We start from the raw sequence: 22791 nt of genomic DNA on the forward strand, positions 1-22791 counted from the left end.
GGAGAGCCTGATGGCCGAATTTAACCTTGAGGTGCTCAATGCGTTACCGAAAGAGGAACAGGTAGCCGCGCTGGCTGGCGTGAATGGTCAGCTTGAACAACTGTCCGCGCAGGAAAGAGTAGGCTGGGCGCTGGAGAATCTGCCGGGCGATTTTGTGTTGTCGTCCAGTTTCGGCATTCAGGCTGCGATATCGTTGCATCTGGTGACGCAACAGCGGCCGGATATTCCGGTTATCCTTACGGATACCGGCTATCTGTTTCCTGAAACCTATCAGTTCATTGATGCACTAACGAAACAGCTTACGCTGAATCTGCACGTGTATCGTGCCGCCGAGTCCCCTGCCTGGCAGGAGGCCCGATACGGCAAGCTGTGGGAGCAGGGCGTGGAAGGCATCGAGCGCTACAACCTGCTGAACAAAGTCGAACCGATGAACCGTGCGTTGAGCGAGCTAAATGCAGGGACCTGGTTTGCTGGCCTGCGCCGTGAGCAGTCCGGTAGCCGAGGGGAATTGCCAGTGCTGGCGATTCAGCGCGGCGTCTTCAAATTCCTGCCGATTATCGATTGGGATAATCGGACGGTGTATCAATACCTGAAAGAGAATGGCCTGAGCTACCATCCGCTGTGGGAGCAGGGCTATTTGTCCGTTGGCGATACCCATACCACCCGCAAATGGGAACCGGGGATGAGCGAAGAAGAAACCCGCTTCTTCGGCCTGAAACGCGAGTGCGGGTTGCACGAAGGGTAAAAAAGAGAGCTGTGCATTACCCTAATGCCAGTCAGTTAAGCAACTGACTGGCTCAGAAATATAGGGTCAGCAAAATGTCTCATATCTCGTTTCATGCGATGAGTCTCCTCTGTCGTAAAGGGACTGGCTTCGCATCACAATGTCACCATTTCGTTCCGGTAGTTGACACCAGCGCACTGTTATCAATTACCTGCTGATATGGGGATTAATCCCCGTGGACTCACGGATAATGAGTTCCCCCCTGAATACCTTGCTTTTTAAGGTGTCATCATTAATCAGTTTTTCATAAACAGCATCGATGGCGTAGGATGTCATGTCCTTAATCGGTACATTGACAGTGGTTAATTTGGGTGTAACAAAGCTACTCAGCTCTTCATTGTCAATGCTAACTAATGAAAGTTCATCGGGTATTTTCACACCGAGTTCCATACAGGCGCGCTGGATACCGACAGCAATTTCATCACAGGCTGCAACTACGGCGGTATATTTTCCCTTAAAAAGAGTAAAGGCATCCATAAATGCACGGTAGCCGTCCGTTATGGAGTACTCAGCTTCAATCATCTGCCAGTCAGAAAGCGAGAGTTTTTTTGCAGCAGATATAAAACCATTATGCCGCTGACGCCGTGAAATGGTCACCTGGGGCGGGCCGACGTAAATAATTTTTTCGTGTTTCAGGTTTACAAGATGTGAAAGGGCGGTGAACGCCGCCTCGTTCTGGTCAAATGAAACAGAGCACCCCAGCCTGCGGGGAACCTTGCGACCAAAGTGAATCACAGGGACGTCCACGGAAGCCATAAATTCAGCAAGCTGATCGTCCGAGCACATACGGCTGTAAAGAATAATGACCTCGCATTTCTTTTCAACCAGTGACATGGCTGCCTTAAGTTCTCCGTCAACAGAATTATGCCCGTCAGCGATAAGCAACTGCTTATTCATTTTTTCACAACTTACTGATGCCTGTTTCAGCAGAGATCCGTAATAATTGCCGTCAAAGTCAGAAAGCACCAGACCGATACTGTTACTTTTATTTGTCGCCAGCGTCTGGGCGAAGGAGCTGGGTCTGTAATCAAGCTCCTTCATCACCTCTTCCACACGCTCACGCGTCGACTGTCTGACATGTCGCGCACCGTTAATAACGCGTGAAACTGTCGCGATTGATACACCTGCCACGCGGCAGACATCATGAATGGTGGCCATCTTTGTGTTCTCCGGATAATCTCGGGGGATTATCTGGTATCCCGTAGTGATTGTCTATTTTACACGGGAAGGGCGTTAGCCCCTCCCGTACAGTCAGTTGAGGCAGGTACCGTTTGACAACGCAATATCTCTGAAAGCGTAAGCTGATTGTTTCAGGGTGCGTTGACAGCCATTACTGAAGTCGACATAAAACAATCCGTAGCGCTTATCATAACCGTTGACCCAACTGTACAAATCCATCGTTGACCAGTGAAAATAACCGCGTACATCAGCCCCAAGCTCAATAGCTTTTTCAATCGCTTTGACATGCTCGCGGATATAGCGCACACGTACATCATCATTAATGGAGCCATCAGTTGCAGGCGTTTCCCGCAGGCCTATGCCGTTCTCGGTAATGTAAACGGGAATGTTATATTTTTTCTTCAGGATCAACAGCGCGTCAGTGAGTCCCTGAGGATAAATTTCTGTATCCCAGTCATTATATTCTGCGTCTTCAACATCAACGATGCGAAATAAGCCAGCGATACAAACCTGACCTTTATCTTCAATTGAGCCACTGTTGTTCTCTTTCAGGATGGTTTGGGTACCTGAATAATGCTCTACCACATAACGTGAATAGTAATTCACACCCAGATAATCAACGGTACTGCCTTTCAGTATGGCGGCGTCCTGCTCAATAAATGCCAGGTCCATATGTTGGCTGAGCAATGCCGTCAATGCCGGTGGATAGATTCCGTTTATGGTCACATCGTAAACAATGTTGTTATAGATATCATCGGCAAACTTTGCAGCCTGAATATCTTCAGCCTTGTCCGATGCCGGATATATCGTTTCATAGGCATGTACAACGCCTATTTCACCAGGAACATTCATTTCCCTGAAGGCACGAATTGCCAGGGCACTGGCCACCATGACGTTGTGAAAAACAATAGCTGCCCGCCGGAAATCCTGAACCTGAGGCGGATAATTACCAATCAGATAACCAGACTTGATGAAATATGTGGGTTCGTTAAACGTGGTCCAGATCCTTACCCGGTCACCAAACGCTTTATAACAAATCTTCGCATATTTAATAAAAGCATCAATCGTGTCGCGGTTTTCCCAGGAACCGTTGTTTCCTAACGCCAGCGGTAAATCCCAGTGATAAAGCGTTACCATGGGCTCAATGTTGTTTTTAATCAGCTTATCAATCAGTTCGTTGTAATACTTCAGACCACATTGGTTAACGTCGCCAATTCCCTGCGGGAGGATTCGGGACCAGGCAATGGAGAACCGGTATGCATTATGACCTGTTTCTTTCATTAACCGGATATCTTCATCGATACGATGATAATGATCGGCCGCCACATCACCGTTGGAATCACCAAAGCTTTTCCCTGGAGTGTGCGTGAACTCATCCCAGATTGTCATCCCCCGGTTATCTTGATTATATGCACCCTCAGCCTGATAAGACGCAGTCGCCGATCCCCACAAAAAATTATTTGGGAACATTTTTCCTCCTATATGAAATCATTCAGTAGCAGATTCTTGTTTAATTTGCTGTTTTTCAAGAATTTTAAAGAATGGGTAATAAATAAAGGCATCCAGAATCATCAGAAACGCCACGAGAATACCGGCACGATAATCCAGAGTAGACAACGGGCCGGAAAGGAACGACGGAGTGGACCAGGGAATGCTCACAAAGCTGTGCCCGATAAGGTCAAAGTTGATTGCCGTGTAGGCCAGCGCGGTGTTGACCATAGGGGCAAGTACAAACGGAACAAACAGAATGGGGTTGAGGAATATTGGCAGGCCAAATATTACCGGTTCATTGATATTAAACAGGCTGGGAATAAGCCCAAGCCGGCCAATTTGTTTCAGATGTTTGGCCTTACTCATGGCCAGCATGAAAACAAACACCAGAGTAGAGCCGGAGCCGCCAATAGCAATATAAGACCCCCAGAACTGATCGGTCAGAACGCCAGTAAGCGGTTGCCCGGTGGCGTAGTTCTGCGCATTAAGCAGAATATTAGACTGCCCCAGCGGGTCCAGTATTGGCCATACTGTCGCGGTGTCATGAATCCCCAGAAACCAGAACAGTTGTCCGAGGCCAAAAGCCAGCGTCATGAAAAAGCCGTTATCCACGCCTGACAGGGCGGGGGAGACAAAGGAGAAAATCAGCGCTGGCAGGCTCTTGTCGAATGCCACCACAGAAGTGATGGTGAGCCCCCACCACAGCAGTACATTGACTGTTAACGGGATCAGGGCGTTGAAAGATTCCGCAATAGCCTCTGGGACGCCATTAGGCAGCTTCAGCGTGATATTTCTTCTGATGAAAAATGCGGTCAGTTCGATACTGATCAGGCCAACCATGATGGCAGTGACAAGGCCCTGTCCCCCGAAATACTCGGTACTGAGATTTGTATCACTGAAGCCGGCGGTCACGATAAAGAAGCTTGCCAGCGCATTAATGGCCGACGTAAACGGATGAAGCTTTTTATAGCCAGCCATGCTGTAGGAGATACCCAATACAACGAAAATTGACAGAATCTTCATCGTCATGGTGTAGGGTACAATCAGGTACTGGTGGTAATCTTGTGAAAAGTTATACCAGGCCATCAGGAATGGCGCATAAAAGGCACCCTGATTCAGGGTGTCTGGATCCACTGGCGGTGAAGCCAGCACCAGGAAGAAACTGCCCACAATAGTGAACGGCAGGGAGTAAACCATCCCGTTTCTTACAGACATCAGGTGGGGTTGCCGGCTGATTACTTCTGCCACAGGCATCAGCCAGCGTTCAAGGAATGCGCTGAAATTATTGAATAACATATCATGCGCCTTTCATTTTATGGATCGCTTTGATGATATTTTCCCCGTTCCCAGTGCCATAATCCACGGCGTTCATGACATCAACGGGTATATTCAGTGGTTCACAGACCGCACGGGCATCATTCAGCCGCATCCGGACCTGAGGTCCCAGCAGAACAACGTCATAATCGCGTACATAGTCCGCCAGACTGTCGATATTTTTTGCGTGAACAACCCAGCCCGCTTCTGCCGATGACAGGGCTGCGGTGATTTTCTTAGCCACGATACTGGTGGACATCCCGAATGCACAGGCAAGTACAATTTTCATAATGATTCCTCACTTAGAGAACGTTGATCAGTTCCTCAACGGAACGGGCATTACGGATACTTTCCATTTTTGTTTCGTTTTCCAGCATCTCCATAATATTTTTCAAGCCGGACTCGATATGTTCCCTGGCATCAATGGCACAGAACATCAGAATGAGGCTGACTGGCGTACTGCCGTTGATGGCAATCGGTGTTTTTAATAATAAAAGGCTAGCTCCATTTTTCAGGGCACCGCACTCGGGACGGGCGTGAGGTAGGGCAATGGCCTCATCGTCATAAACGTAATAACCGCCAATTTTTTTTGTTTCGCTGATTATTTCATCAACATAACGCGGCTCAATAAATTTTTTCTCAAGCAGAGGAGTCGCCACCATTTTTATGGCTTCCTCCCAGCCGTCAACTGAATCAATTACTTTTATGCAATTGTATTTTATTAATTTTTCTTTTAATTCGTTCATAGTGTTCCCGTATGACTTACTGTTTATAACCAATACTGTAAGCGCTTTCTGAAAGCGCTTACAGTATTGGTTTGCCGTAGTGCGAGCATGATCACATTTTATCCAGTCAACATTGTTCGGCTTTATACCAAATCTATGCTTTCTGATATTGCCGTTGAGACAGGAGCGAAATTATCGGGGATAAGTTAGGAGGTAATATTCTTTGAAAACAATGAAATAAATATTAATTAATCAGTATTAGGCATCGCTCGGTTTTTTATCACCGTCATTTTTACCGCCGTTATCATCCCAATCTCAGTTGTAAACGTGGTGTTATTCCATTACGGAACTTGTCATTCCAATTCGGCATTTCATAAGTGATCTCTCCTCACCGTATAGTCGCATTATCTACTTTTTTGCTTAGTTAAGGCGATTGTGAACTATCTCCCTATATTTGCCGATCTTCGTCAGCGCCCGGTATTGGTTGTTGGCGGCGGCGAGGTTGCCACGCGCAAAATCGATCTACTGCAACGCGCGGGTGCGGAGGTAAAAATTGTCGCACAGGCGTTGGCGGAACCGTTGGCTGCACAGCATCAGGCCGGACAGGTTGAATGGCTGGCGCACGCTTTTACGCCCGAACTGTTATCTGGCGTGTTTCTGGTGATTGCCGCCACGGATGACGCTGAGCTAAATGCAGCCGTATTTGACGCGGCGAATCAGCGACATTTGCTGGTAAACGTGGTGGACGATCAGCCAAAGTGCTCGTTTATTTTCCCCTCGATTGTCGACCGCTCTCCGCTGGTAGTGGCGATTTCTTCAGGGGGACAGGCGCCAGTGTTAGCGCGGTTACTGCGTGAAAAACTGGAATCATTACTTCCTGCCAGTTTGGGAACGATGGCAGATATCGCCGGAGGCTGGCGTAACAGGATTAAAACCCGACTGCATTCGATGTCGGACCGCCGTCGCTTTTGGGAACGGTTGTTTGTCGGACGCTTTGCATCGCTGGTGTCTGCCGGACAGTTGGAGCAGGCCGAAGATGAGCTGCAACAGCAACTGGTTAACCAGCAAGATGAACAGCAACTGCCCGCGTCGGCACGCGGTGAAGTCGCACTGGTTGGCGCAGGCCCCGGCGATGCCGGATTGCTTACGCTGCGTGGATTGCAGGTGATGCAGCAGGCGGACGTGGTGCTGTATGACCATCTGGTCAGTGCCGATGTGCTGGATTTGGTGCGCCGCGATGCCGAACGCATCTGTGTCGGAAAACGTGCCAGCGCGCATTCCTTGCCACAGGATGGGATTAATCAACTGCTGGTGAAGCTGGCGCAGGAAGGCAAGCGGGTGGTGCGTCTGAAAGGCGGCGACCCCTTCATTTTTGGCCGTGGTGGCGAAGAACTACAGGCGGTGGCACAGGCGGGTATCTCTTTTCAGGTGGTGCCTGGTGTGACGGCCGCAGCAGGCGTTACTGCGTATGCGGGGATTCCGTTGACGCACCGTGACTATGCGCAGAGCGTAATTTTTATTACCGGACACTGTCGCCCCGACGGCGATGCGCTTGATTGGTCAACGCTGGCGCGTGGGCGTCAGACGCTGGCGATTTATATGGGAACGATGAAGGCTGCGGAGATTTCACAGCAGCTTATCGCACATGGACGCTCAGCGCAGACGCCTGTCGCGGTGATCGGCCGCGGCACCCGACACGATCAGCAGGTACAAATTGGTACGTTGCAAGAGTTAGAACATTTGGCACGGCAAGCGCCGACACCGGCGCTGCTGGTGATTGGCGAGGTGGTGGATTTGCATCACCAGATTGCCTGGTTTGGTCAGACAACGCCGACGGTGCCGCAAGACAGCCGCCCAGCGGTAGTAAACTTGGCTTAAGGAAAGGGTATGGACGAGAAACGACTCACGCATTTACGGCAGCTTGAAGCCGAAAGCATTCACATCATCCGCGAAGTGGCGGCCGAGTTCGGTAACCCGGTGATGATGTATTCCATCGGCAAAGACTCTTCGGTGATGCTGCATTTGGCGCGCAAGGCGTTCTATCCAGGATCGCTGCCTTTCCCGCTGCTGCATGTTGATACCGGGTGGAAATTTCGTGAAATGTACGAATTCCGTGACCGCACGGCAAAGGCCTACGGCTGTGAACTGCTGGTGCACCGCAACCCGCAGGGTGAAGCGCTGGGGATTAACCCTTTTGTACACGGCAGCGCCAAGCACACCGACATTATGAAAACCGAAGGGTTGAAGCAGGCGCTGGATAAATACGGCTTTGATGCCGCATTTGGCGGGGCGCGTCGTGATGAGGAGAAATCGCGAGCCAAAGAGCGTATTTATTCCTTCCGCGACCGCTTCCACCGTTGGGATCCAAAGAACCAGCGCCCGGAACTGTGGCACAACTACAACGGTCAGATTAACAAAGGCGAGAGCATCCGCGTTTTCCCACTATCCAACTGGACCGAGCTGGATATCTGGCAATATATCTATCTGGAAAATATCGATATTGTTCCGCTGTATCTGGCTGCCCCGCGTCCGGTAGTCGAGCGTGATGGCATGTTGCTGATGGTGGATGACGATCGCATCGATCTGCAACCGGGTGAAGTGATCGAGCAACGTATGGTGCGCTTCCGCACGCTGGGCTGTTGGCCGCTGACCGGTGCGGTGGCATCGGATGCGCAAACGCTGCCGGAAATCATCGAAGAGATGCTGGTTTCTACCACCAGTGAGCGTCAGGGAAGGGTAATTGACCGCGATCAGGCCGGTTCAATGGAGCTGAAAAAGCGTCAAGGGTATTTCTGAGGAATCGTCGAATGAGCCAAATTTCTTTAAAAGATGCAGCGGCAGAAAATGCGGCTGAGAAAGATGCCGTCGTGATCAACGACGCGATCGCACGGCAGATCGCCGAGCAGGGTGGTGTGGAAGCGTATTTACACGCGCAGCAGGATAAAACGCTACTGCGTTTTCTGACTTGTGGCAGCGTTGACGATGGAAAAAGTACGCTGATTGGCCGTTTACTGCACGATACGCGCCAGATTTATGAAGATCAGCTCAGCACGCTGCACAATGACAGCAAGCGTATCGGGACGCAGGGCGAGAAATTGGATTTGGCGTTGTTGGTCGATGGGCTTCAGGCCGAGCGCGAACAGGGCATCACGATTGACGTGGCCTACCGCTATTTCTCGACGGAAAAACGTAAATTTATCATCGCGGATACGCCGGGACACGAGCAATACACCCGTAACATGGCAACCGGTGCATCAACCTGCGAGCTGGCGATCCTGCTGATTGACGCCCGTAAAGGCGTATTGGATCAAACTCGCCGTCACAGCTTCATCGCGACCCTGCTGGGAATTCGCGATCTGGTGGTGGCGGTGAACAAAATGGATTTAGTGGATTATCAGCAGATGGTATTTGAACAGTTTAAGCAGGATTATCTGGATTTTGCCCAGCAACTGCCTGCCGACCTGAATATTACCTTTGTGCCGATTTCCGCATTGGATGGCGACAATGTCGCGACGCCAAGCACGACGATGGGCTGGTATACCGGGCCAACGCTGCTGGACGTGCTGGAAACGGTCAATGTGGCACAGCGCACGCTGGAACAGCCAATGCGCTTCCCAGTGCAATACGTCAACCGCCCGAATCTGGATTTCCGTGGCTACGCAGGCACGCTGGCCTCCGGCATTATCCGTATCGGGCAGCGGGTCAAAGTATTGCCGTCCGGCGTAGAGTCCACCGTCAGCCGTATTGTGACCTTTGACGGTGATTTGCCGCAGGCACAGGCCGGTGAAGCGATTACGCTGGTACTGGCGGATGAAGTGGATATCAGCCGTGGCGATCTGCTGGTCGACAGCGGCGAATCGCTGAAAGCCGTGCAGCATGCGCTGGTGGATGTTGTCTGGATGGCGGAACAGCCGCTGGTGCCGGGACAAAGCTACGACATCAAGATTGGCGGTAAGAAAACGCGCGCTCGGGTTGAGAATATTCAATATCAGGTTGAGATCAATACGCTGACGCAGCGCGTAGCCGAAAACCTGCCGCTGAACGGTATCGGTTCCGTCGAGCTGGTGTTTGATGAGCCGCTGGTGCTGGATAATTACCAACATAATGCAGTGACGGGCGGGATGATCTTTATCGATCGTCTGAGCAACGTCACGGTAGGCGCAGGCCTGGTACGCGAACCTATCGAACAGGTGTATCAGGAGCCGGGCGCGTATAGCGCGTTTGAGCTGGAACTGAATGCACTGGTACGTCGCCACTTCCCGCATTGGGGTGCGCGCGATTTGTTGGGAGGCAAATAACGTGTCTTCACACGATGAACCGACTGACGATAACGTCGTCTGGCATGCGCACGATGTCACCCGTGAGTCACGCGAGAGGCTACATGGTCATCAGGGGGTCGTTATCTGGTTTACCGGGCTGTCTGGGTCCGGTAAATCCACGCTGGCGGGGGCGCTGGAGCAGGCGTTGCACCAGCGTGGCGTTAGCACCTACCTGCTGGATGGCGACAATGTTCGGCACGGTCTATGCCGGGATCTCGGCTTTACTGACGACGATCGGCGCGAGAATATCCGCCGCGTGGGTGAAGTCGCCAAGCTGATGGTCGATGCCGGTCTGGTCGTTCTGACTGCGTTTATTTCACCGCATCGCGCCGAGCGTAAAATGGTGCAGGATCTGCTCGGTGAGGGACAGTTTATTGAAGTTTTCGTGGATACGCCCTTAGCGACCTGCGAAGCGCGCGACCCTAAAGGGTTGTACAAGAAAGCCCGCGCGGGGGAGTTGCGTAATTTCACTGGGATCGACTCGGTGTATGAAGCGCCGGAAACGCCGGATAGTCATCTGGATGGTGAACAATTCGTAACAACTTTGACCGGCCAATTGTTAGATCTGCTCGGCAAGCGAGCTATTATCAAGCTCTGATGTCCCCGCTTTTTTTCACCGAGTTGTTGGGTGATGCAGGGGAAGAATGGGAAAGATTATGCAAAATGCCACGCAGTTAACGATTAGTAAGACTCGGCCAGCGCAAGAAGAGGATGACAGCGTTTCCTATCTGTTTATGGGAGCGGTGACGGGGTTCTCCTTTTATTGGCTGGCGTTCAGTATTCCCTTTCTGGTATATGGCTCGAATACCACGTTTTTCTTCATGCTCTACACGTGGCCGTTCTTTTTGGCGCTGATGCCGTTTTCGGTGCTGGTTGGTGTCGGGTTCAGCTTTCTGCTGAGAGGCTATCTTTTTTATACGCTTTTTGCGACGGGACTGACGGTGGTCTGTCTGTTCTGGCTGGTCTTTTCTTTTCTGACCGGGTGGTAAAAGAAAGGTGGTAAGGGAGAAGGCTGCCAGCGTGGACGCTGACAGCCTGTTATTTTACAATGTTCAACGTATTTACAGGATCTTGCTCAAGAAAGCCTGCGTGCGTGGGTTGCTCGGATGAGTGAAGATCGCCTCTGGCGTCCCCTGTTCCTGAATAATTCCCTGATCGATAAAGATCACTCTATCCGCGACTTCTCTGGCAAAGGCCATTTCATGGGTAACGATGACCATGGTCATGCCTTCGTTCGCCAGCGTTTTCATGACGGCCAGCACTTCGCCAACCAGTTCAGGGTCGAGCGCAGATGTCGGCTCATCGAACAGCATGATTGCCGGCTCCATCGCTAACGCGCGGGCAATCGCGACGCGCTGTTGCTGGCCACCGGACAGGCTGTTCGGCCAGGCATCGATTTTATCCAGCAAACCAACTTTACTGAGCAACGCTTTAGCGCGTTCGACGGCCTGGGCACGGGGTAATTTCTTTACCCCCATCGGGGCCATAATCACATTTTCCAACACCGTCATGTGGGGGAACAAATTAAAGCGCTGAAACACCATCCCCACGCTTTCACGCATGCGGTTGATATCGGTTTTCTGATCGTGAATGGCAAAACCGTTGACCGTAATCTCACCCGCCGATAGTGTCTCCAGCGCGTTGATACAGCGCAGAAAAGTACTTTTTCCCGAACCGGATGGGCCAATCAGGCAAAGCACTTCCTGAGGCGCGATGTCACAGGAAATACCACGCAGGACATGGGTATCGCCAAACTGTTTTTGCAGGTTATTAACGTGAATCACTTTTGCCAAACCTCATTTCCATGTGCCGCACCAGCAGCGAGAGCAGGAAAGTAATAACCCAATAGACGATAGAGATCGCCAGATAGGGTTCCCAGTACGTGGCGTAAGCCCCTGACACCGTGCGAGCGGCATAGGCGAGATCCGCCAGCCCGATCGCCGAAGCCAGTGAGGAATCTTTCACTATAGCGATGGCGTTATTACCCAGCGGTGGCAGCATGCGGCGGAAAGCCTGTGGCAGGATCACTTTCCGCATGGTGCGGCCATAGCTCATGCCGAGAGAGCGTGACGCCTCCATTTGACCGCGATCGATAGACTGAATACCGGCGCGGAATATCTCAGAGACATAGGCACCTGCGTTCAGCGTGATGGCTACCACGCAAGAGAGGAACGCGCCGTAATCCGAGCGTAATGTACGGGCAAAATCGACCGACATAATATTGCTGGTGACCAGCAGCCCGTCACGCGGGTTGATGAACAGCGGTACCAGTGCGAAGTGCACCACCATGATTTGCACAAACAACGGCGTACCCCGAAAGGCGCTGATGTAGATTCGTACCGGCCATTGAACGCCGTAGTGCAGGATATATTTCCACGGCCCGTGCGGCGCTTGTGCTAAGCGGCCTAATCCGAGCGTTAATCCCCAGCAGGTGCCAAGAATGACACAAATAATGGTGCATTTGATGGTCATCCAGGTGCCTTCCATAAACAAAGGGGCATATTCCTGAATGATCTCCCAACGAAATCCCGTCAAGATCGTTTCCTTTTTTCAATAGGCTAACGTAATGATTATTCTAAAATAAACCGGACAGGCTGGCTGTCCGGTTGATGCGACGTCTCATGCGAGGCGATGGAGACCAGGAGAAGTGCGCGGCGTATTGCAGGCGTTATTCTGCGGGTAAGGTTGGCACGTTGTTATCAAACCAGGTTTGATAGATCTTGGCGTAGGTGCCGTCAGCCACAATTTTTTTCAGTCCGGCGTTAATCTTCTCACGCAGTTGATCGTTGCCTTTTGCAACGGCGATCCCAAAGTACTGGCGCTCGAATTTGGCATCGGAAACCAGATTGAACTGTTTTTCCGGGTGCGTCTTAATGTAAAACTTCACCACGCCCACATCGCCAACCGCGGCACCGACACCGTCTTCGTACAGCTCTTGTAACATTAACGGGGTGTTATCAAAGCGCTTAATCGATGTACTGTTTTTGCCTAATACGTCGGAAACCACGATATCGGCGGTACTGGAGTTCACAACGCCCACTTTGTGAGCTTTCAGCGCGGCGATTGAGTCGATCGTCGAGCCTTTAGGAACGACGATCGATTGCTCGGCAGGAAAATAAGGCGCGGAGAAATCGACCATTTGCTTACGTTTGTCAGTAATCGTGATGCCGGAGATGATAATGTCGCGGTCGCCGGAGTTCAGGGTTGCGAAGATGCCTTCCCACGGCGTATTGATCAGCTTGATATTAAAATTTTCTGCCTTGGCGACCGCTTTAATAATATCAATATCAAAGCCTTCCAGCTCTTTCTGCGCATTTTCAAACTCAAAGGGGCGGTAGGTTCCGCCAGAGCCGACCACATAAGTGGGTTCAGCGGCGAAGGCGCTAGTGGATAGTGCGGTGGCGAAGAGCGCCCCAACGAATAACAATTTTTTGAACATGGTTTTCTCCTGGGTTAAATGTAAAACTTTCTTTTTTTATGCACTTTGTATGCATAAAAATACACAGATAGCATTAATGGTTCAACTGACGTTTTTCCTATGAGCGGTTTTGCCCATGCTATGCCTGCGTTTTGCGCCTCCTGATAAATGGCGGAGGTTGCAGAAAGAATGATGCTGGTGAATAGATGAAAACAGCGCTATTTGAGGAGCCTGCGAGAGAGGATTTAGCCTACTGCTTGCCAGAAATATCCTTATTTGGGTACGCAAAGGAGGGGAATCTTGCCTTCTACTGCTGGACACAGTGGAGTCGAAACAAAAGTTATGGGATGATTAGGCGGTTTTTCAGGGGGCGGGATGGGAAAGCTTACGCTGTTATTATTGATATTGCTTGGCTGGCTTCAGTACTCACTGTGGCTGGGTAAAAATGGCATTCACGATTATGTTCGGGTGAACGATGATGTTGTTGTCCAACTGGGGAACAATGCCAAATTAAAAGACCGCAACGAACAACTGTTTGCTGAAATTGACGACCTCAATGGCGGACAAGAGGCGATAGAAGAGCGTGCGCGTAATGAACTGGGTATGATCAAGCCTGGTGAAAGCTTTTATCGTCTGGTGCCGGAATCAGGGCATCGTAGCGCGAATACGACGTCACCCAATACGACTTCATCCAATAATACACAACGTTGACGTATGCAAATACCACGCCTTTCCCCGCCTGAAATTGTTGCTGTTTTACCCGCCGCGGGTAACGGCAGCCGGATGCAGAACGATCGCCCTAAACAGTACCTGACGATTGGCAATGATGCGATCGGCCATAAAACCATTCTTGAACATACCATCGAGGCGCTTTTACGCCATCCACGCGTACAGCGTGTCGTTGTCGTTATCAGTCCAGATGACGCATTTTTTCATACTCTGGCGATTGCCCACGATCCTCGTATTTGTACAGTGACGGGCGGGCAGCAGCGTGCGGATTCCGTACTGGCTGGGCTGGCTGTCGTTGCTGATACGGCGTGGGCGTTAGTGCATGATGCTGCGCGTCCGTGCCTGCATCAGGACGATCTTACTCGTTTATTGGCGATTGCCGGACAGAGTGACGTCGGCGGAATTTTGGCCGCACCGGTTCGTGATACCATGAAACGCGGCACGGATGGGTTTATCGACCGCACGGTAGAACGTAACGATTTGTGGCATGCGCTGACGCCGCAACTTTTTCCGGTGGCGCTGCTGAAACCGTGTTTGCAACGCGCGCTTCAGGATGGCATTACCGTCACGGACGAAGCCTCTGCGCTGGAATATTGTGGCTATCGTCCGCAAATTATCAGCGGGCGTTCGGATAATATCAAAGTCACGCGTCCAGAGGATTTGGCATTAGCTGAATTCTATTTAACCCGTTTGCAGTAACCTCATTTTATTCGCTAAATTTATTTGCTAAATACATAAGGAGAACGCGCGATGCGTATCGGTCACGGTTTTGATGTTCATAAGTTCGGTGGAGAAGGTCCGCTGGTGATCGGCGGCGTGCGAATTCCTTATACTCAAGGCCTGCTGGCACATTCCGATGGGGATGTGGTGTTGCACGCGGTGACTGATGCTCTGTTGGGGGCCGCCGCGCTGGGCGATATTGGTAAACTGTTCCCTGATACCGATCCGGCTTTTAAAGGTGCAGACAGCCGTGGCCTGCTGCGTGAAGCCTGGCGTCGTATCAATGAAAAGGGCTATCAGCTAGGTAATCTGGACGTCACAATTATTGCGCAAGCGCCGAAAATGGCTCCGCATATCCCGCAAATGCGCGTGAATCTGGCGGAAGATTTACAGTGTCATATGGATGACGTCAATGTGAAAGCGACCACGACAGAACAGTTGGGTTTTACCGGCCGTGGCGAAGGCATTGCCTGCGAAGCCGTTGCCTTATTGGTGAAAAAAGAAACGGGCGAAATTGTCGCGTGGTAAGCCGTTTTTCATCAACAATGCCTTGTCAATAATAGAAAATTAACAGTATAAGAAACAATGTCATGACTGTGCATTATCCGGTTATGTACCTTGTGGGATAACGATGGAAAATAGCGAACAACTCGTCTGGCTGCACGGTGAACCACAGGCTACTGGCTCATTGAAATCCACTGCGGAAGATTTTCTGGTGGTGGAAGATCTGGGGTTTCTGCCCGATGGTGATGGTGAGCAGGTCTTGGTGCGTGTACGCAAGCGCGGCTGCAATACGCAATTTGTGGCTGAGATGCTGGCAAAATTTACTCGCCTGCCGCTGCGTGCTGTCAGCTACGCTGGCCTGAAAGATCGCCATGCCGTCACCGAGCAGTGGTTTTGCCTGCACATGCCGGGAAAGGAGACGCCCGATTTCTCCCCGCTGGAGTTGGAAGGCTGTGACGTTCTTGAGGTGACCCGCCACCGCCGCAAATTGCGCATCGGTGCGCTACGGGGTAACCATTTTACCTTAGTGTTGCGTCAGGTGAGCGATCGACACGAGGTGGACGCGCGTTTGGCGCTGATTGCGACTAGCGGTGTCCCTAATTATTTCGGTAGCCAGCGTTTTGGGCGCAACGGGAATAATCTTGAACAGGCGCGTCTTTGGGCCAATAACGAAATTCGGGTAAAAGAACGCAGTAAACGTAGCTTTTATCTTTCTGCCAGCCGCAGTGCGATGTTTAATCAGGTTGCCAGTACGCGACTGGCGCAGCAGCAAGCGAAAACCGTTTTGTGTGGTGATGCATTGCAGCTAACGGGGCGCGGCAGTTGGTTTGTTGCCAAACCTGACGAACTGGATGCCTTACAGGTGCGTCTTGACGCCGGCGAACTCCAGATTACTGCACCGCTGCCCGGCGATGGTGAACTGGGCACGCAGGATGACGCGCGGCTATTTGAAGATCTGGCCTTGACCGGACAGGAAACATTATGGTCTTTGGTCAAACGTGAGCGGGTTGAACCAGCCCGGCGTGCTGTGCTGCTATATCCGCAGCAAATGCAGTGGGAATGGCAGGATGACGCAACCGTAGAAGTGAAATTCTGGCTACCTGCGGGAAGCTTTGCGACCAGTGTGGTGCGTGAATTACTGCATTCACAGCAGGATACCGATATTGGTGCCTGATGCGCAGTGACGCTTTTTTTGCAAAAAATAGTTGAAAAGAATCAATGCTGGCCACTGCGTGATAGCTGGCTTACCCCTGTGCGGGAAAATTGCTGTATTGGTGACGAGGTTAACCAGAGCTGAGGTCGGCGGGGAATGGTAAACAAACGTATAGAAACGTTGCTGGCACAATTGCGTCAGCAAGGCATTCAGGACGAGCGTCTGCTGACGGCAATAGAGGCCGTACCCAGAGAACGCTTCGTTGACGAGGCTTTCGAACATAAAGCGTATGAGAACACCGCTCTACCTATCGGCTCCGGCCAGACGATCTCGCAACCTTATATGGTTGCGAAGATGACGGAACTGCTCAACCTGACGCCGGTATCCCGCGTGCTTGAGATTGGCACCGGTTCAGGTTATCAAACGGCGATTTTAGCGCATTTAGTTCGGCACGTTTGTTCGGTTGAACGTATCAAAGGGCTGCAATGGCAGGCTAAACGTCGTTTAAAGCAGCTTGATTTACACAATGTTTCTACCCGTCATGGCGATGGGTGGCAGGGATGGGCGTCGCGTGGGCCGTTTGATGCGATTATCGTTACGGCGGCACCGCCGGAAATTCCTCGGGCGCTGTTGGAACAACTTGATGAAGGCGGTGTGATGGTGTTGCCTGTCGGAGAACAGTCGCAAATACTGCAAGTTGTTCAGCGCCATGCTGGCGAATTTATTATTCAAACGGTTGAAGCCGTTAGGTTTGTTCCGCTAGTCAAAGGCGAATTAGCCTGATACCGTGGCGGTGGTATGCATGTGTTGCTAAGTCTTTAACATTTCAATACAACGGTTTTATGGTGCGAACTGGTTGATATGGTTAGCATCCAATCATCGTGGTGCCTCTCCTGTTTTGCTTATGCGCCAGCGATGGTGAACTAGCGATCTTTCTCATTCCAACTAATGAATAAAATATCGGTTACGCTACAATCATTTACGCTACGGTTAGTGAAGCAACAGCAGATGCGAAGCAGACATGTCCAAATTGAATTCCGAGTATTACTGTTTTTGTGAACGTTATATACCCTAAGTAATTCGAGTTGCAGGACAACATATGGGGCTTTGAACAACGCAGAGCGTTGGCCTGCCAAGGCGAAGCTCAGAGATGAGGCGGGTATTGCCAACGTACATGCAACTTGAAGTATGATGGATATAGTTACTTTTTTGAACGCTATAGTTATAGGGGAGTTAGGCGCATGGGAAGCCGAATGATGAATTTTCGTCAGATTGCTGCGTGTATGGTGGTTGTCTTAGGGGTAGCTGGATGCTCCAACAATAATTCCAAATCCGCACCGATTAGCAGCGTTGACGGAAACACGGGCAGCCGAGGGGGAATGTTATCTTCGCCACCACCGCGCATTTCAACGGCAGGTGAAAATGTGGCAACAGCGTCCGATGGCCGGATTGTTTATAACCGTAGCTACGGTAATATCCCGAAAGGCAGCTACAGCGGCGGCAATGCCTATACCGTTAAGCGGGGAGATACCCTGTTTTATATCGCCTGGATTACCGGCAATGACTACCGGGATCTGGCACAGCGCAATAATATTCCAGAGCCATACAGCCTGAATGTGGGGCAATCGCTGAGTTTAGGTAATGGAACCGGCAATAATACGTCGGGCAGTGGTGGCCTGACGAGCAGCGGCGGCATGTTGGCAACAACCGACGCCACCCGAGGTGGCGTACCAACGCCGCCATCAAGTGCTCAAATACAAACTACATCGGTTGATTCTCAGTCAACTAATGCGTATTCTGCTAATCAGGGTAAACAGAATGTAGGTAAGATGTTACCTACGGCAGGGGCAACAACAACCGCTCCTGTTTCCGCTCCAGCGGCTGTTGCCAGCAGCAATACGGCTGCTGTAAGCAGTTGGCGTTGGCCTACCGATGGGAAAGTCATAGATAGTTTCTCCGATTCTGAAGGGGGAAATAAAGGGATTGATATCGCCGGCTCACGTGGGCAACCGATCACCGCAACCGCCAATGGGCGCGTGGTGTATGCGGGCAATGCGCTACGTGGTTACGGAAATCTGATAATCATCAAGCATAATGATGACTACCTCAGTGCCTATGCCCATAACGATACGATGCTCGTCCGTGAGCAACAAGATGTCACGGCAGGACAAAAAATCGCTACGATGGGCAGTACAGGCACCAGCTCAGTTCGCTTGCACTTTGAAATTCGTTACAAGGGGAAATCCGTAAACCCGCTGCGTTTTCTGCCGCAGCGATAAATCGGGCAGACTATTTCGGTATTCTGCCAAGGGATCACGGGTAGGAGCCACTTATGAGCCAAAGTACGCTGAAAGTTAACGAGTTACATGAAGAGACCGATTTCGACGAAAATGGACTTGACGTTTTTGACGATAAAGCGCTGGCAGAGGAAGATACCAATGATAGTGACTCGGCGGAAGACGAGCTGTTATCGCAAGGGGTCCCACAGCGTGTTTTAGACGCAACACAACTCTATTTGGGAGAGATCGGCTATTCGCCGCTTTTAACCGCAGAAGAAGAAGTTTATTTTGCCCGACGCGCGCTGCGTGGTGATATCCCATCACGCCGCCGAATGATAGAGAGTAACCTGCGGCTGGTAGTGAAAATTGCCCGCCGTTACAACAATCGTGGTCTGGCGCTGCTGGACCTGATTGAAGAGGGGAATCTCGGCCTGATCCGTGCGGTGGAGAAATTCGATCCTGAAAGAGGATTCCGTTTTTCAACCTACGCGACGTGGTGGATTCGGCAGACGATAGAGCGGGCGATCATGAATCAAACCCGCACCATCCGTTTACCTATTCACATTGTCAAAGAGCTCAACGTTTATCTGCGCACCGCGCGCGAATTGTCTCATAAACTGGATCACGAGCCGAGTGCGGAAGAAATTGCCGAGCAGCTTGATAAGCCAGTCGATGACGTCAACCGCATGCTGCGTTTGAATGAGCGTATTACTTCCGTCGACACCCCGTTGGGTGGGGATTCGGAGAAAGCGCTGCTGGATATTCTGGCAGACGAAAAAGACAACGGGCCTGAAGATACCACTCAGGATAACGATATGAAGCAGAATATCGTTAAATGGTTGTTTGAGCTTAATGCCAAACAGCGTGAGGTGTTGGCGCGTCGTTTCGGTCTGCTAGGATATGAAGCGGCTACGTTGGAAGATGTGGGTCGTGAAATCGGCTTAACGCGTGAACGTGTTCGTCAGATTCAGGTTGAAGGCTTACGCCGCCTGCGGGAAATTTTGCAGGTTCAGGGGTTGAGCATTGAAGAACTGTTTCGTGAATAATTTGTGACGGGTTACTGATGTCTTGAAGTAAAAATGGTGGGAAACCCACCATTTTTTATGTCTGTCGTTCGCCCTTTCGTGTGAAAGGGCGGGGCCACGATGGCGATTAGCGCACGATGTTCGCCAGCAGGAAATCGATGATTTCGCCGGTTTTAATCATTTGCTTTTCACCGATCCGGCGATTTTTATATTCAATCTCTTCGCTATCCAGATTGCGATCGCCAATCACGATAGTGTGCGGTACACCAATCAACTCCATATCGGCGAACATCACACCCGGACGCTCTTTACGATCGTCGAGCAGAACTTCAATACCTTTAGCGCGCAACTGCTGATAGATGTCTTCAGCGACTTCTTTTACGCGGAAAGATTTGTGCATGTTCATTGGCAGAATGGCAACGTGGAAAGGCGCAATCGCGTCTGGCCAGATAATACCGCGTTCGTCATGGTTTTGCTCAATCGCTGCTGCGACAACGCGTGTTACACCAATACCGTAACAGCCCATCGTCAGCGTCTGGTTACGTCCGTCTTCGCCCTGAACGGTTGCTTTCAACGCTTCAGAATACTTGCTGCCCAGTTGGAAGATATGGCCGACTTCGATACCGCGTTTAATTTGCAGTGTGCCTTTACCATCTGGACTGATGTCGCCTTCAACCACGTTGCGGATATCTGCAACCTGCGGCAGTGCAACATCACGCTCCCAGTTGATGCCAAAATAGTGTTTGCCATCAATGTTAGCGCCAGCGCTGAAGTCGCTCATGGCTGCAACGGTGCGGTCAACAACGACGGGAATCGACAGTTTGACCGGGCCTAATGAGCCAGGACCTGCTCCGATGATTGCGCGGATCTCATCTTCCGTTGCAAACGTCAGCGGACTCGCGACCTGAGCAATTTTCTCAGCCTTGATTTCATTCAGTTCGTGATCGCCACGAACCAGCAGTGCAATCAGTTTATGGCCGCTTTCTTCCGTTGCTTTCACCAGCAGCGTTTTCACGGTTTTCTCTACTGGCAGCGTAAACTGTTCAACCAGTTCAGCGATGGTCTTGGCGTTTGGTGTATCCACCACACGCAGTTCTTCCGTCGCTTCTGCGCGGCCTAATTTCGGCGCGACAGCTTCTGCCAGTTCAATGTTTGCCGCGTAGTCGGATTCCGTTGAGAAAACGATATCGTCTTCACCGCTGGTTGCCAGTACCTGGAATTCATGGGACGCATTACCACCGATAGAACCGGTATCTGCCTGGACGGCTCTGAAATCCAGATCCATACGGTTGAAAATCTTGCTGTAAGCGGCGTACATGGCGTCGTAGGTGGTCTGCAACGATTCCTGTGAGGTGTGGAAAGAGTAGGCATCTTTCATCAGGAACTCACGTGAGCGCATTACGCCAAAACGTGGGCGAACTTCATCGCGGAATTTGGTTTGAATCTGGAAAAAATTCAGTGGTAGCTGCTTATAAGAGCTGACTTCATTACGAATCAGGTCAGTAATAACTTCTTCGTGTGTAGGGCCGAGTACAAATGGGCGTTCACCACGATCGACAAAGCGCAGCAACTCTGGGCCATACTGATCCCAACGTCCACTTTCAACCCATAAATCGGCAGGCTGAACAACCGGCATAGACACTTCAATAGCGCCCGCGTTGTTCATCTCTTCGCGCACGATGTTTTCAACTTTTCTCAAAACACGTAAACCGGTCGGTAACCAGGTGTAAAGGCCGGAGGCCAGTTTACGAATCATTCCTGCACGGAGCATCAACTGATGGCTGATGACTTCCGCATCGGCTGGCGTCTCCTTGAGAGTGGAGAGCATGTATTGGCTAGTACGCATGGGGTTTTAGTTCCGTTAGAACAACAAATAGCATAGGGCTGCCGCGCAGCCGAAGGCACATAAAAAGTGGTTTAGTTTACCAGCGTGGGCGGCGTGTCAAAAGAGAGCAGGAACAATTTTAGAATATATTGCTGGGCTTGTGCATTAGCACGTGTGCGCGGGGTCGAGGCTTAACACTTCGGTTTGTTCTCCACAGACGCGCCAGCGCACATTGAATTCCAACAGTAAAACGGCGTATTCCCGCGTGGTGCTTTCCCCTTTGCGGTAGGCCGGGCGCGGATCTTGTGCCAATACCTGCGAGATAAAGCGTTTCAACTGGGGATATTTATTTTGGTGCCCTGCGATTTGGTTTTCCGCAAGTGGCGAAAAAAATACCGGCATCGTGGCCTCGGGGGCCATTTGGGCAAAACCCGCTCGCGCCTGAGGGTGGCTTTCTGCAAAGGGTAGGTAAGGCTTGATATCGATGACCGGTGTGCCATCGACCAGATCAAGGCTGCCTAGTTCGAGCGTAATCGCATCGCCTTTGGCTCGTATTCCTTTTAATTCAACCAGCGACATACCGACAGGGTTGGGGCGAAAGGTGGAACGGGTAGCGAAAACGCCTGTTCGAGCATTTCCCCCCAGACGCGGTGGTCGAACCGTTGGACGCCAGCCGCCTTCCATCGTTTGATGAAAGATGAACAGTAGCCAAATGTGGCTGAAGTCTTCTAGTCCCCGCACACAGTCAGCTTGGTTATACGGCGGTAATAGCTGAAGTTCTCCGCCTCCATCTTCAATCAGACCCGGTTGCCGCGGAATGGCAAATTTTTCTTTATACGGTGAACGGATAATCCCGATCTGATTGAAAACAAATTGACTCATTGTGCAGAGACTTTTAGCGCGGTGCCTTGGCAAACGACTTGGCTATAGCAACCGGCTACGCCACTGACGGTTTGGCATTCATGTAGTAAAACCGCATTGGCCTTCATTGCGGTTGCGCGGCTTTGCATTCTTTTACGCGCATTTGCCGCGTTGGGCGGAGCGTCCTGAGCGCTGACCTGACACGACGAGCCAGACACTTCACCCATATCACGGAAAGGCTTACCCACTAATTCTTCGGCGCTTTTATACAGCACGGCTGGAGCAGGGCGAACGGGAGGCTTCGGTTTCGGTGCCGGTTCTACGGTTTTGGCTTCAACAACAGGTTGAGGAACGGGTGCCTGTGGCTTCTGAAATAAAGAACAGCCTGTCAGCGACATAGCTAACAATATAAAGGGAACAGCACGCATTAAGGATTCCTCTGCTTTTTCTCAAAGAGCGAGTATT

24 protein-coding genes are annotated in these 22791 nt (G+C 51.1%); 13 read left to right on the top strand and 11 right to left on the bottom strand.

What is annotated here, in order from left to right:
- Nucleotides 1-10 precede the first annotated feature (10 nt).
- Nucleotides 11-745 (top strand): phosphoadenylyl-sulfate reductase, encoded by a 735-nt coding sequence (locus A8F97_RS00975; protein ID WP_033071911.1) that lies wholly within the window; start codon nucleotides 11-13, stop codon nucleotides 743-745.
- Nucleotides 746-931: 186 nt separating this feature from the next.
- On the opposite strand, the gene A8F97_RS00980 is transcribed toward A8F97_RS00975, so the two are convergent.
- The 5 genes from A8F97_RS00980 to A8F97_RS01000 all read right to left on the bottom strand — a co-directional run bounded on the left by A8F97_RS00980 (nucleotide 932) and on the right by A8F97_RS01000 (nucleotide 5514).
- Nucleotides 932-1942, bottom strand: a complete 1011-nt coding sequence (locus A8F97_RS00980; RefSeq protein ID WP_014701186.1) for a LacI family DNA-binding transcriptional regulator — start codon at nucleotides 1940-1942, stop codon at nucleotides 932-934.
- A gap of 93 nt (nucleotides 1943-2035) precedes the next feature.
- Nucleotides 2036-3433 carry a glycoside hydrolase family 1 protein gene (locus A8F97_RS00985; protein WP_014701185.1) on the bottom strand — a complete coding sequence of 466 codons (1398 nt, stop codon included), beginning with the start codon at nucleotides 3431-3433 and terminating at the stop codon, nucleotides 2036-2038.
- Between the two features lie 18 nt (nucleotides 3434-3451).
- Complete coding sequence (locus A8F97_RS00990) at nucleotides 3452-4750, bottom strand: PTS sugar transporter subunit IIC (protein WP_014701184.1); 1299 nt, start codon at nucleotides 4748-4750, stop codon at nucleotides 3452-3454.
- A gap of 1 nt (nucleotide 4751) precedes the next feature.
- A complete protein-coding gene (locus A8F97_RS00995; RefSeq protein WP_014701183.1) occupies nucleotides 4752-5057 on the bottom strand; it encodes a PTS sugar transporter subunit IIB in 306 nt (101 codons plus the stop codon).
- A 13-nt stretch (nucleotides 5058-5070) separates the two neighbouring features.
- The gene (locus tag A8F97_RS01000; RefSeq protein ID WP_025919295.1) at nucleotides 5071-5514 is read right to left on the bottom strand and encodes a PTS sugar transporter subunit IIA; all 444 of its coding nucleotides are present in this window, start codon (nucleotides 5512-5514) and stop codon (nucleotides 5071-5073) included.
- Nucleotides 5515-5928: 414 nt separating this feature from the next.
- Here A8F97_RS01000 and cysG point away from each other — a divergent pair, with 414 nt between their 5' ends.
- The 5 genes from cysG to A8F97_RS01025 all read left to right on the top strand — a co-directional run bounded on the left by cysG (nucleotide 5929) and on the right by A8F97_RS01025 (nucleotide 10801).
- Complete coding sequence (cysG, locus tag A8F97_RS01005) at nucleotides 5929-7371, top strand: siroheme synthase CysG (protein WP_014701181.1); 1443 nt, start codon at nucleotides 5929-5931, stop codon at nucleotides 7369-7371.
- A gap of 9 nt (nucleotides 7372-7380) precedes the next feature.
- Nucleotides 7381-8289, top strand: coding sequence for a sulfate adenylyltransferase subunit CysD (gene cysD / locus A8F97_RS01010; protein WP_005973508.1), 909 nt, complete (start codon nucleotides 7381-7383; stop codon nucleotides 8287-8289).
- A gap of 74 nt (nucleotides 8290-8363) precedes the next feature.
- Nucleotides 8364-9791: a sulfate adenylyltransferase subunit CysN gene (gene cysN, locus A8F97_RS01015; RefSeq protein ID WP_033072084.1), complete on the top strand. Its 1428-nt coding sequence runs from the start codon at nucleotides 8364-8366 to the stop codon at nucleotides 9789-9791.
- A complete protein-coding gene (gene cysC / locus A8F97_RS01020) occupies nucleotides 9730-10410 on the top strand; it encodes an adenylyl-sulfate kinase (protein WP_014701179.1) in 681 nt (226 codons plus the stop codon). The genes cysN and cysC overlap by 62 nt, the downstream gene beginning before the upstream one ends.
- A 58-nt stretch (nucleotides 10411-10468) precedes the next feature.
- On the top strand, nucleotides 10469-10801 hold the full coding sequence (locus A8F97_RS01025) for a DUF3561 family protein (protein WP_025919292.1): 333 nt from the start codon (nucleotides 10469-10471) through the stop codon (nucleotides 10799-10801).
- A 72-nt stretch (nucleotides 10802-10873) separates the two neighbouring features.
- Here the strand turns inward: A8F97_RS01025 and A8F97_RS01030 are convergent, their stop codons facing one another.
- The 3 genes from A8F97_RS01030 to A8F97_RS01040 all read right to left on the bottom strand — a co-directional run bounded on the left by A8F97_RS01030 (nucleotide 10874) and on the right by A8F97_RS01040 (nucleotide 13251).
- Entirely contained in the window at nucleotides 10874-11596 is a 723-nt protein-coding gene (locus A8F97_RS01030; RefSeq protein WP_005973500.1) for an amino acid ABC transporter ATP-binding protein, read from the bottom strand.
- The gene (locus tag A8F97_RS01035; protein WP_005973498.1) at nucleotides 11583-12347 is read right to left on the bottom strand and encodes an amino acid ABC transporter permease; all 765 of its coding nucleotides are present in this window, start codon (nucleotides 12345-12347) and stop codon (nucleotides 11583-11585) included. Before A8F97_RS01035 ends, A8F97_RS01030 begins: the two co-directional genes overlap by 14 nt.
- A gap of 133 nt (nucleotides 12348-12480) precedes the next feature.
- Complete coding sequence (locus A8F97_RS01040; protein WP_015731091.1) at nucleotides 12481-13251, bottom strand: basic amino acid ABC transporter substrate-binding protein; 771 nt, start codon at nucleotides 13249-13251, stop codon at nucleotides 12481-12483.
- A 354-nt stretch (nucleotides 13252-13605) separates the two neighbouring features.
- On the opposite strand from A8F97_RS01040, the gene ftsB reads away from it, so the two are divergent.
- From ftsB to rpoS, 7 genes are all read left to right on the top strand, one after another.
- Nucleotides 13606-13941 (top strand): cell division protein FtsB, encoded by a 336-nt coding sequence (ftsB, locus tag A8F97_RS01045; RefSeq protein ID WP_014701177.1) that lies wholly within the window; start codon nucleotides 13606-13608, stop codon nucleotides 13939-13941.
- A gap of 3 nt (nucleotides 13942-13944) precedes the next feature.
- The gene (gene ispD, locus A8F97_RS01050; protein ID WP_033071909.1) at nucleotides 13945-14658 is read left to right on the top strand and encodes a 2-C-methyl-D-erythritol 4-phosphate cytidylyltransferase; all 714 of its coding nucleotides are present in this window, start codon (nucleotides 13945-13947) and stop codon (nucleotides 14656-14658) included.
- A 51-nt stretch (nucleotides 14659-14709) separates the two neighbouring features.
- The gene (ispF, locus tag A8F97_RS01055) at nucleotides 14710-15207 is read left to right on the top strand and encodes a 2-C-methyl-D-erythritol 2,4-cyclodiphosphate synthase (RefSeq protein ID WP_005973491.1); all 498 of its coding nucleotides are present in this window, start codon (nucleotides 14710-14712) and stop codon (nucleotides 15205-15207) included.
- A gap of 103 nt (nucleotides 15208-15310) precedes the next feature.
- Nucleotides 15311-16357 carry a tRNA pseudouridine(13) synthase TruD gene (gene truD, locus A8F97_RS01060; protein WP_033071908.1) on the top strand — a complete coding sequence of 349 codons (1047 nt, stop codon included), beginning with the start codon at nucleotides 15311-15313 and terminating at the stop codon, nucleotides 16355-16357.
- Between the two features lie 135 nt (nucleotides 16358-16492).
- Nucleotides 16493-17119, top strand: coding sequence for a protein-L-isoaspartate(D-aspartate) O-methyltransferase (locus tag A8F97_RS01065; RefSeq protein ID WP_015731088.1), 627 nt, complete (start codon nucleotides 16493-16495; stop codon nucleotides 17117-17119).
- Nucleotides 17120-17589: 470 nt separating this feature from the next.
- Nucleotides 17590-18615, top strand: coding sequence for a murein hydrolase activator NlpD (gene nlpD / locus A8F97_RS01070; protein WP_025919289.1), 1026 nt, complete (start codon nucleotides 17590-17592; stop codon nucleotides 18613-18615).
- A gap of 53 nt (nucleotides 18616-18668) precedes the next feature.
- Nucleotides 18669-19661, top strand: coding sequence for an RNA polymerase sigma factor RpoS (gene rpoS, locus A8F97_RS01075; protein WP_005973483.1), 993 nt, complete (start codon nucleotides 18669-18671; stop codon nucleotides 19659-19661).
- Nucleotides 19662-19767: 106 nt separating this feature from the next.
- On the opposite strand, the gene proS is transcribed toward rpoS, so the two are convergent.
- The 3 genes from proS to rcsF all read right to left on the bottom strand — a co-directional run bounded on the left by proS (nucleotide 19768) and on the right by rcsF (nucleotide 22754).
- Nucleotides 19768-21486 (bottom strand): proline--tRNA ligase, encoded by a 1719-nt coding sequence (gene proS / locus A8F97_RS01080; protein ID WP_033071907.1) that lies wholly within the window; start codon nucleotides 21484-21486, stop codon nucleotides 19768-19770.
- Nucleotides 21487-21630: 144 nt separating this feature from the next.
- Nucleotides 21631-22347, bottom strand: a complete 717-nt coding sequence (gene tsaA / locus A8F97_RS01085) for a tRNA (N6-threonylcarbamoyladenosine(37)-N6)-methyltransferase TrmO (RefSeq protein WP_015731087.1) — start codon at nucleotides 22345-22347, stop codon at nucleotides 21631-21633.
- Complete coding sequence (gene rcsF, locus A8F97_RS01090) at nucleotides 22344-22754, bottom strand: Rcs stress response system protein RcsF (RefSeq protein WP_033071906.1); 411 nt, start codon at nucleotides 22752-22754, stop codon at nucleotides 22344-22346. Before rcsF ends, tsaA begins: the two co-directional genes overlap by 4 nt.
- Nucleotides 22755-22791 lie beyond the last annotated feature (37 nt).

The organism is Pectobacterium parmentieri, from assembly GCF_001742145.1.
Lineage (GTDB): Bacteria > Pseudomonadota > Gammaproteobacteria > Enterobacterales > Enterobacteriaceae > Pectobacterium > Pectobacterium parmentieri.

Bases quoted from the DNA above. Each gene is read 5' to 3' on its own strand.
- A8F97_RS00975 (WP_033071911.1), top strand. From the start codon at position 11: ATGGCCGAATTTAACCTTGAGGTGCTCAATGCGTTACCGAAAGAGGAA.
- A8F97_RS00980 (WP_014701186.1), bottom strand. From the start codon at position 1,942: ATGGCCACCATTCATGATGTCTGCCGCGTGGCAGGTGTATCAATCGCG.
- A8F97_RS00985 (WP_014701185.1), bottom strand. From the start codon at position 3,433: ATGTTCCCAAATAATTTTTTGTGGGGATCGGCGACTGCGTCTTATCAG.
- A8F97_RS00990 (WP_014701184.1), bottom strand. From the start codon at position 4,750: ATGTTATTCAATAATTTCAGCGCATTCCTTGAACGCTGGCTGATGCCT.
- A8F97_RS00995 (WP_014701183.1), bottom strand. From the start codon at position 5,057: ATGAAAATTGTACTTGCCTGTGCATTCGGGATGTCCACCAGTATCGTG.
- A8F97_RS01000 (WP_025919295.1), bottom strand. From the start codon at position 5,514: ATGAACGAATTAAAAGAAAAATTAATAAAATACAATTGCATAAAAGTA.
- cysD (WP_005973508.1), top strand. From the start codon at position 7,381: ATGGACGAGAAACGACTCACGCATTTACGGCAGCTTGAAGCCGAAAGC.
- cysC (WP_014701179.1), top strand. From the start codon at position 9,730: ATGCACTGGTACGTCGCCACTTCCCGCATTGGGGTGCGCGCGATTTGT.
- A8F97_RS01025 (WP_025919292.1), top strand. From the start codon at position 10,469: ATGCAAAATGCCACGCAGTTAACGATTAGTAAGACTCGGCCAGCGCAA.
- A8F97_RS01040 (WP_015731091.1), bottom strand. From the start codon at position 13,251: ATGTTCAAAAAATTGTTATTCGTTGGGGCGCTCTTCGCCACCGCACTA.
- ftsB (WP_014701177.1), top strand. From the start codon at position 13,606: ATGGGAAAGCTTACGCTGTTATTATTGATATTGCTTGGCTGGCTTCAG.
- ispD (WP_033071909.1), top strand. From the start codon at position 13,945: ATGCAAATACCACGCCTTTCCCCGCCTGAAATTGTTGCTGTTTTACCC.
- ispF (WP_005973491.1), top strand. From the start codon at position 14,710: ATGCGTATCGGTCACGGTTTTGATGTTCATAAGTTCGGTGGAGAAGGT.
- truD (WP_033071908.1), top strand. From the start codon at position 15,311: ATGGAAAATAGCGAACAACTCGTCTGGCTGCACGGTGAACCACAGGCT.
- A8F97_RS01065 (WP_015731088.1), top strand. From the start codon at position 16,493: ATGGTAAACAAACGTATAGAAACGTTGCTGGCACAATTGCGTCAGCAA.
- nlpD (WP_025919289.1), top strand. From the start codon at position 17,590: ATGATGAATTTTCGTCAGATTGCTGCGTGTATGGTGGTTGTCTTAGGG.
- rpoS (WP_005973483.1), top strand. From the start codon at position 18,669: ATGAGCCAAAGTACGCTGAAAGTTAACGAGTTACATGAAGAGACCGAT.
- proS (WP_033071907.1), bottom strand. From the start codon at position 21,486: ATGCGTACTAGCCAATACATGCTCTCCACTCTCAAGGAGACGCCAGCC.
- tsaA (WP_015731087.1), bottom strand. From the start codon at position 22,347: ATGAGTCAATTTGTTTTCAATCAGATCGGGATTATCCGTTCACCGTAT.
- rcsF (WP_033071906.1), bottom strand. From the start codon at position 22,754: ATGCGTGCTGTTCCCTTTATATTGTTAGCTATGTCGCTGACAGGCTGT.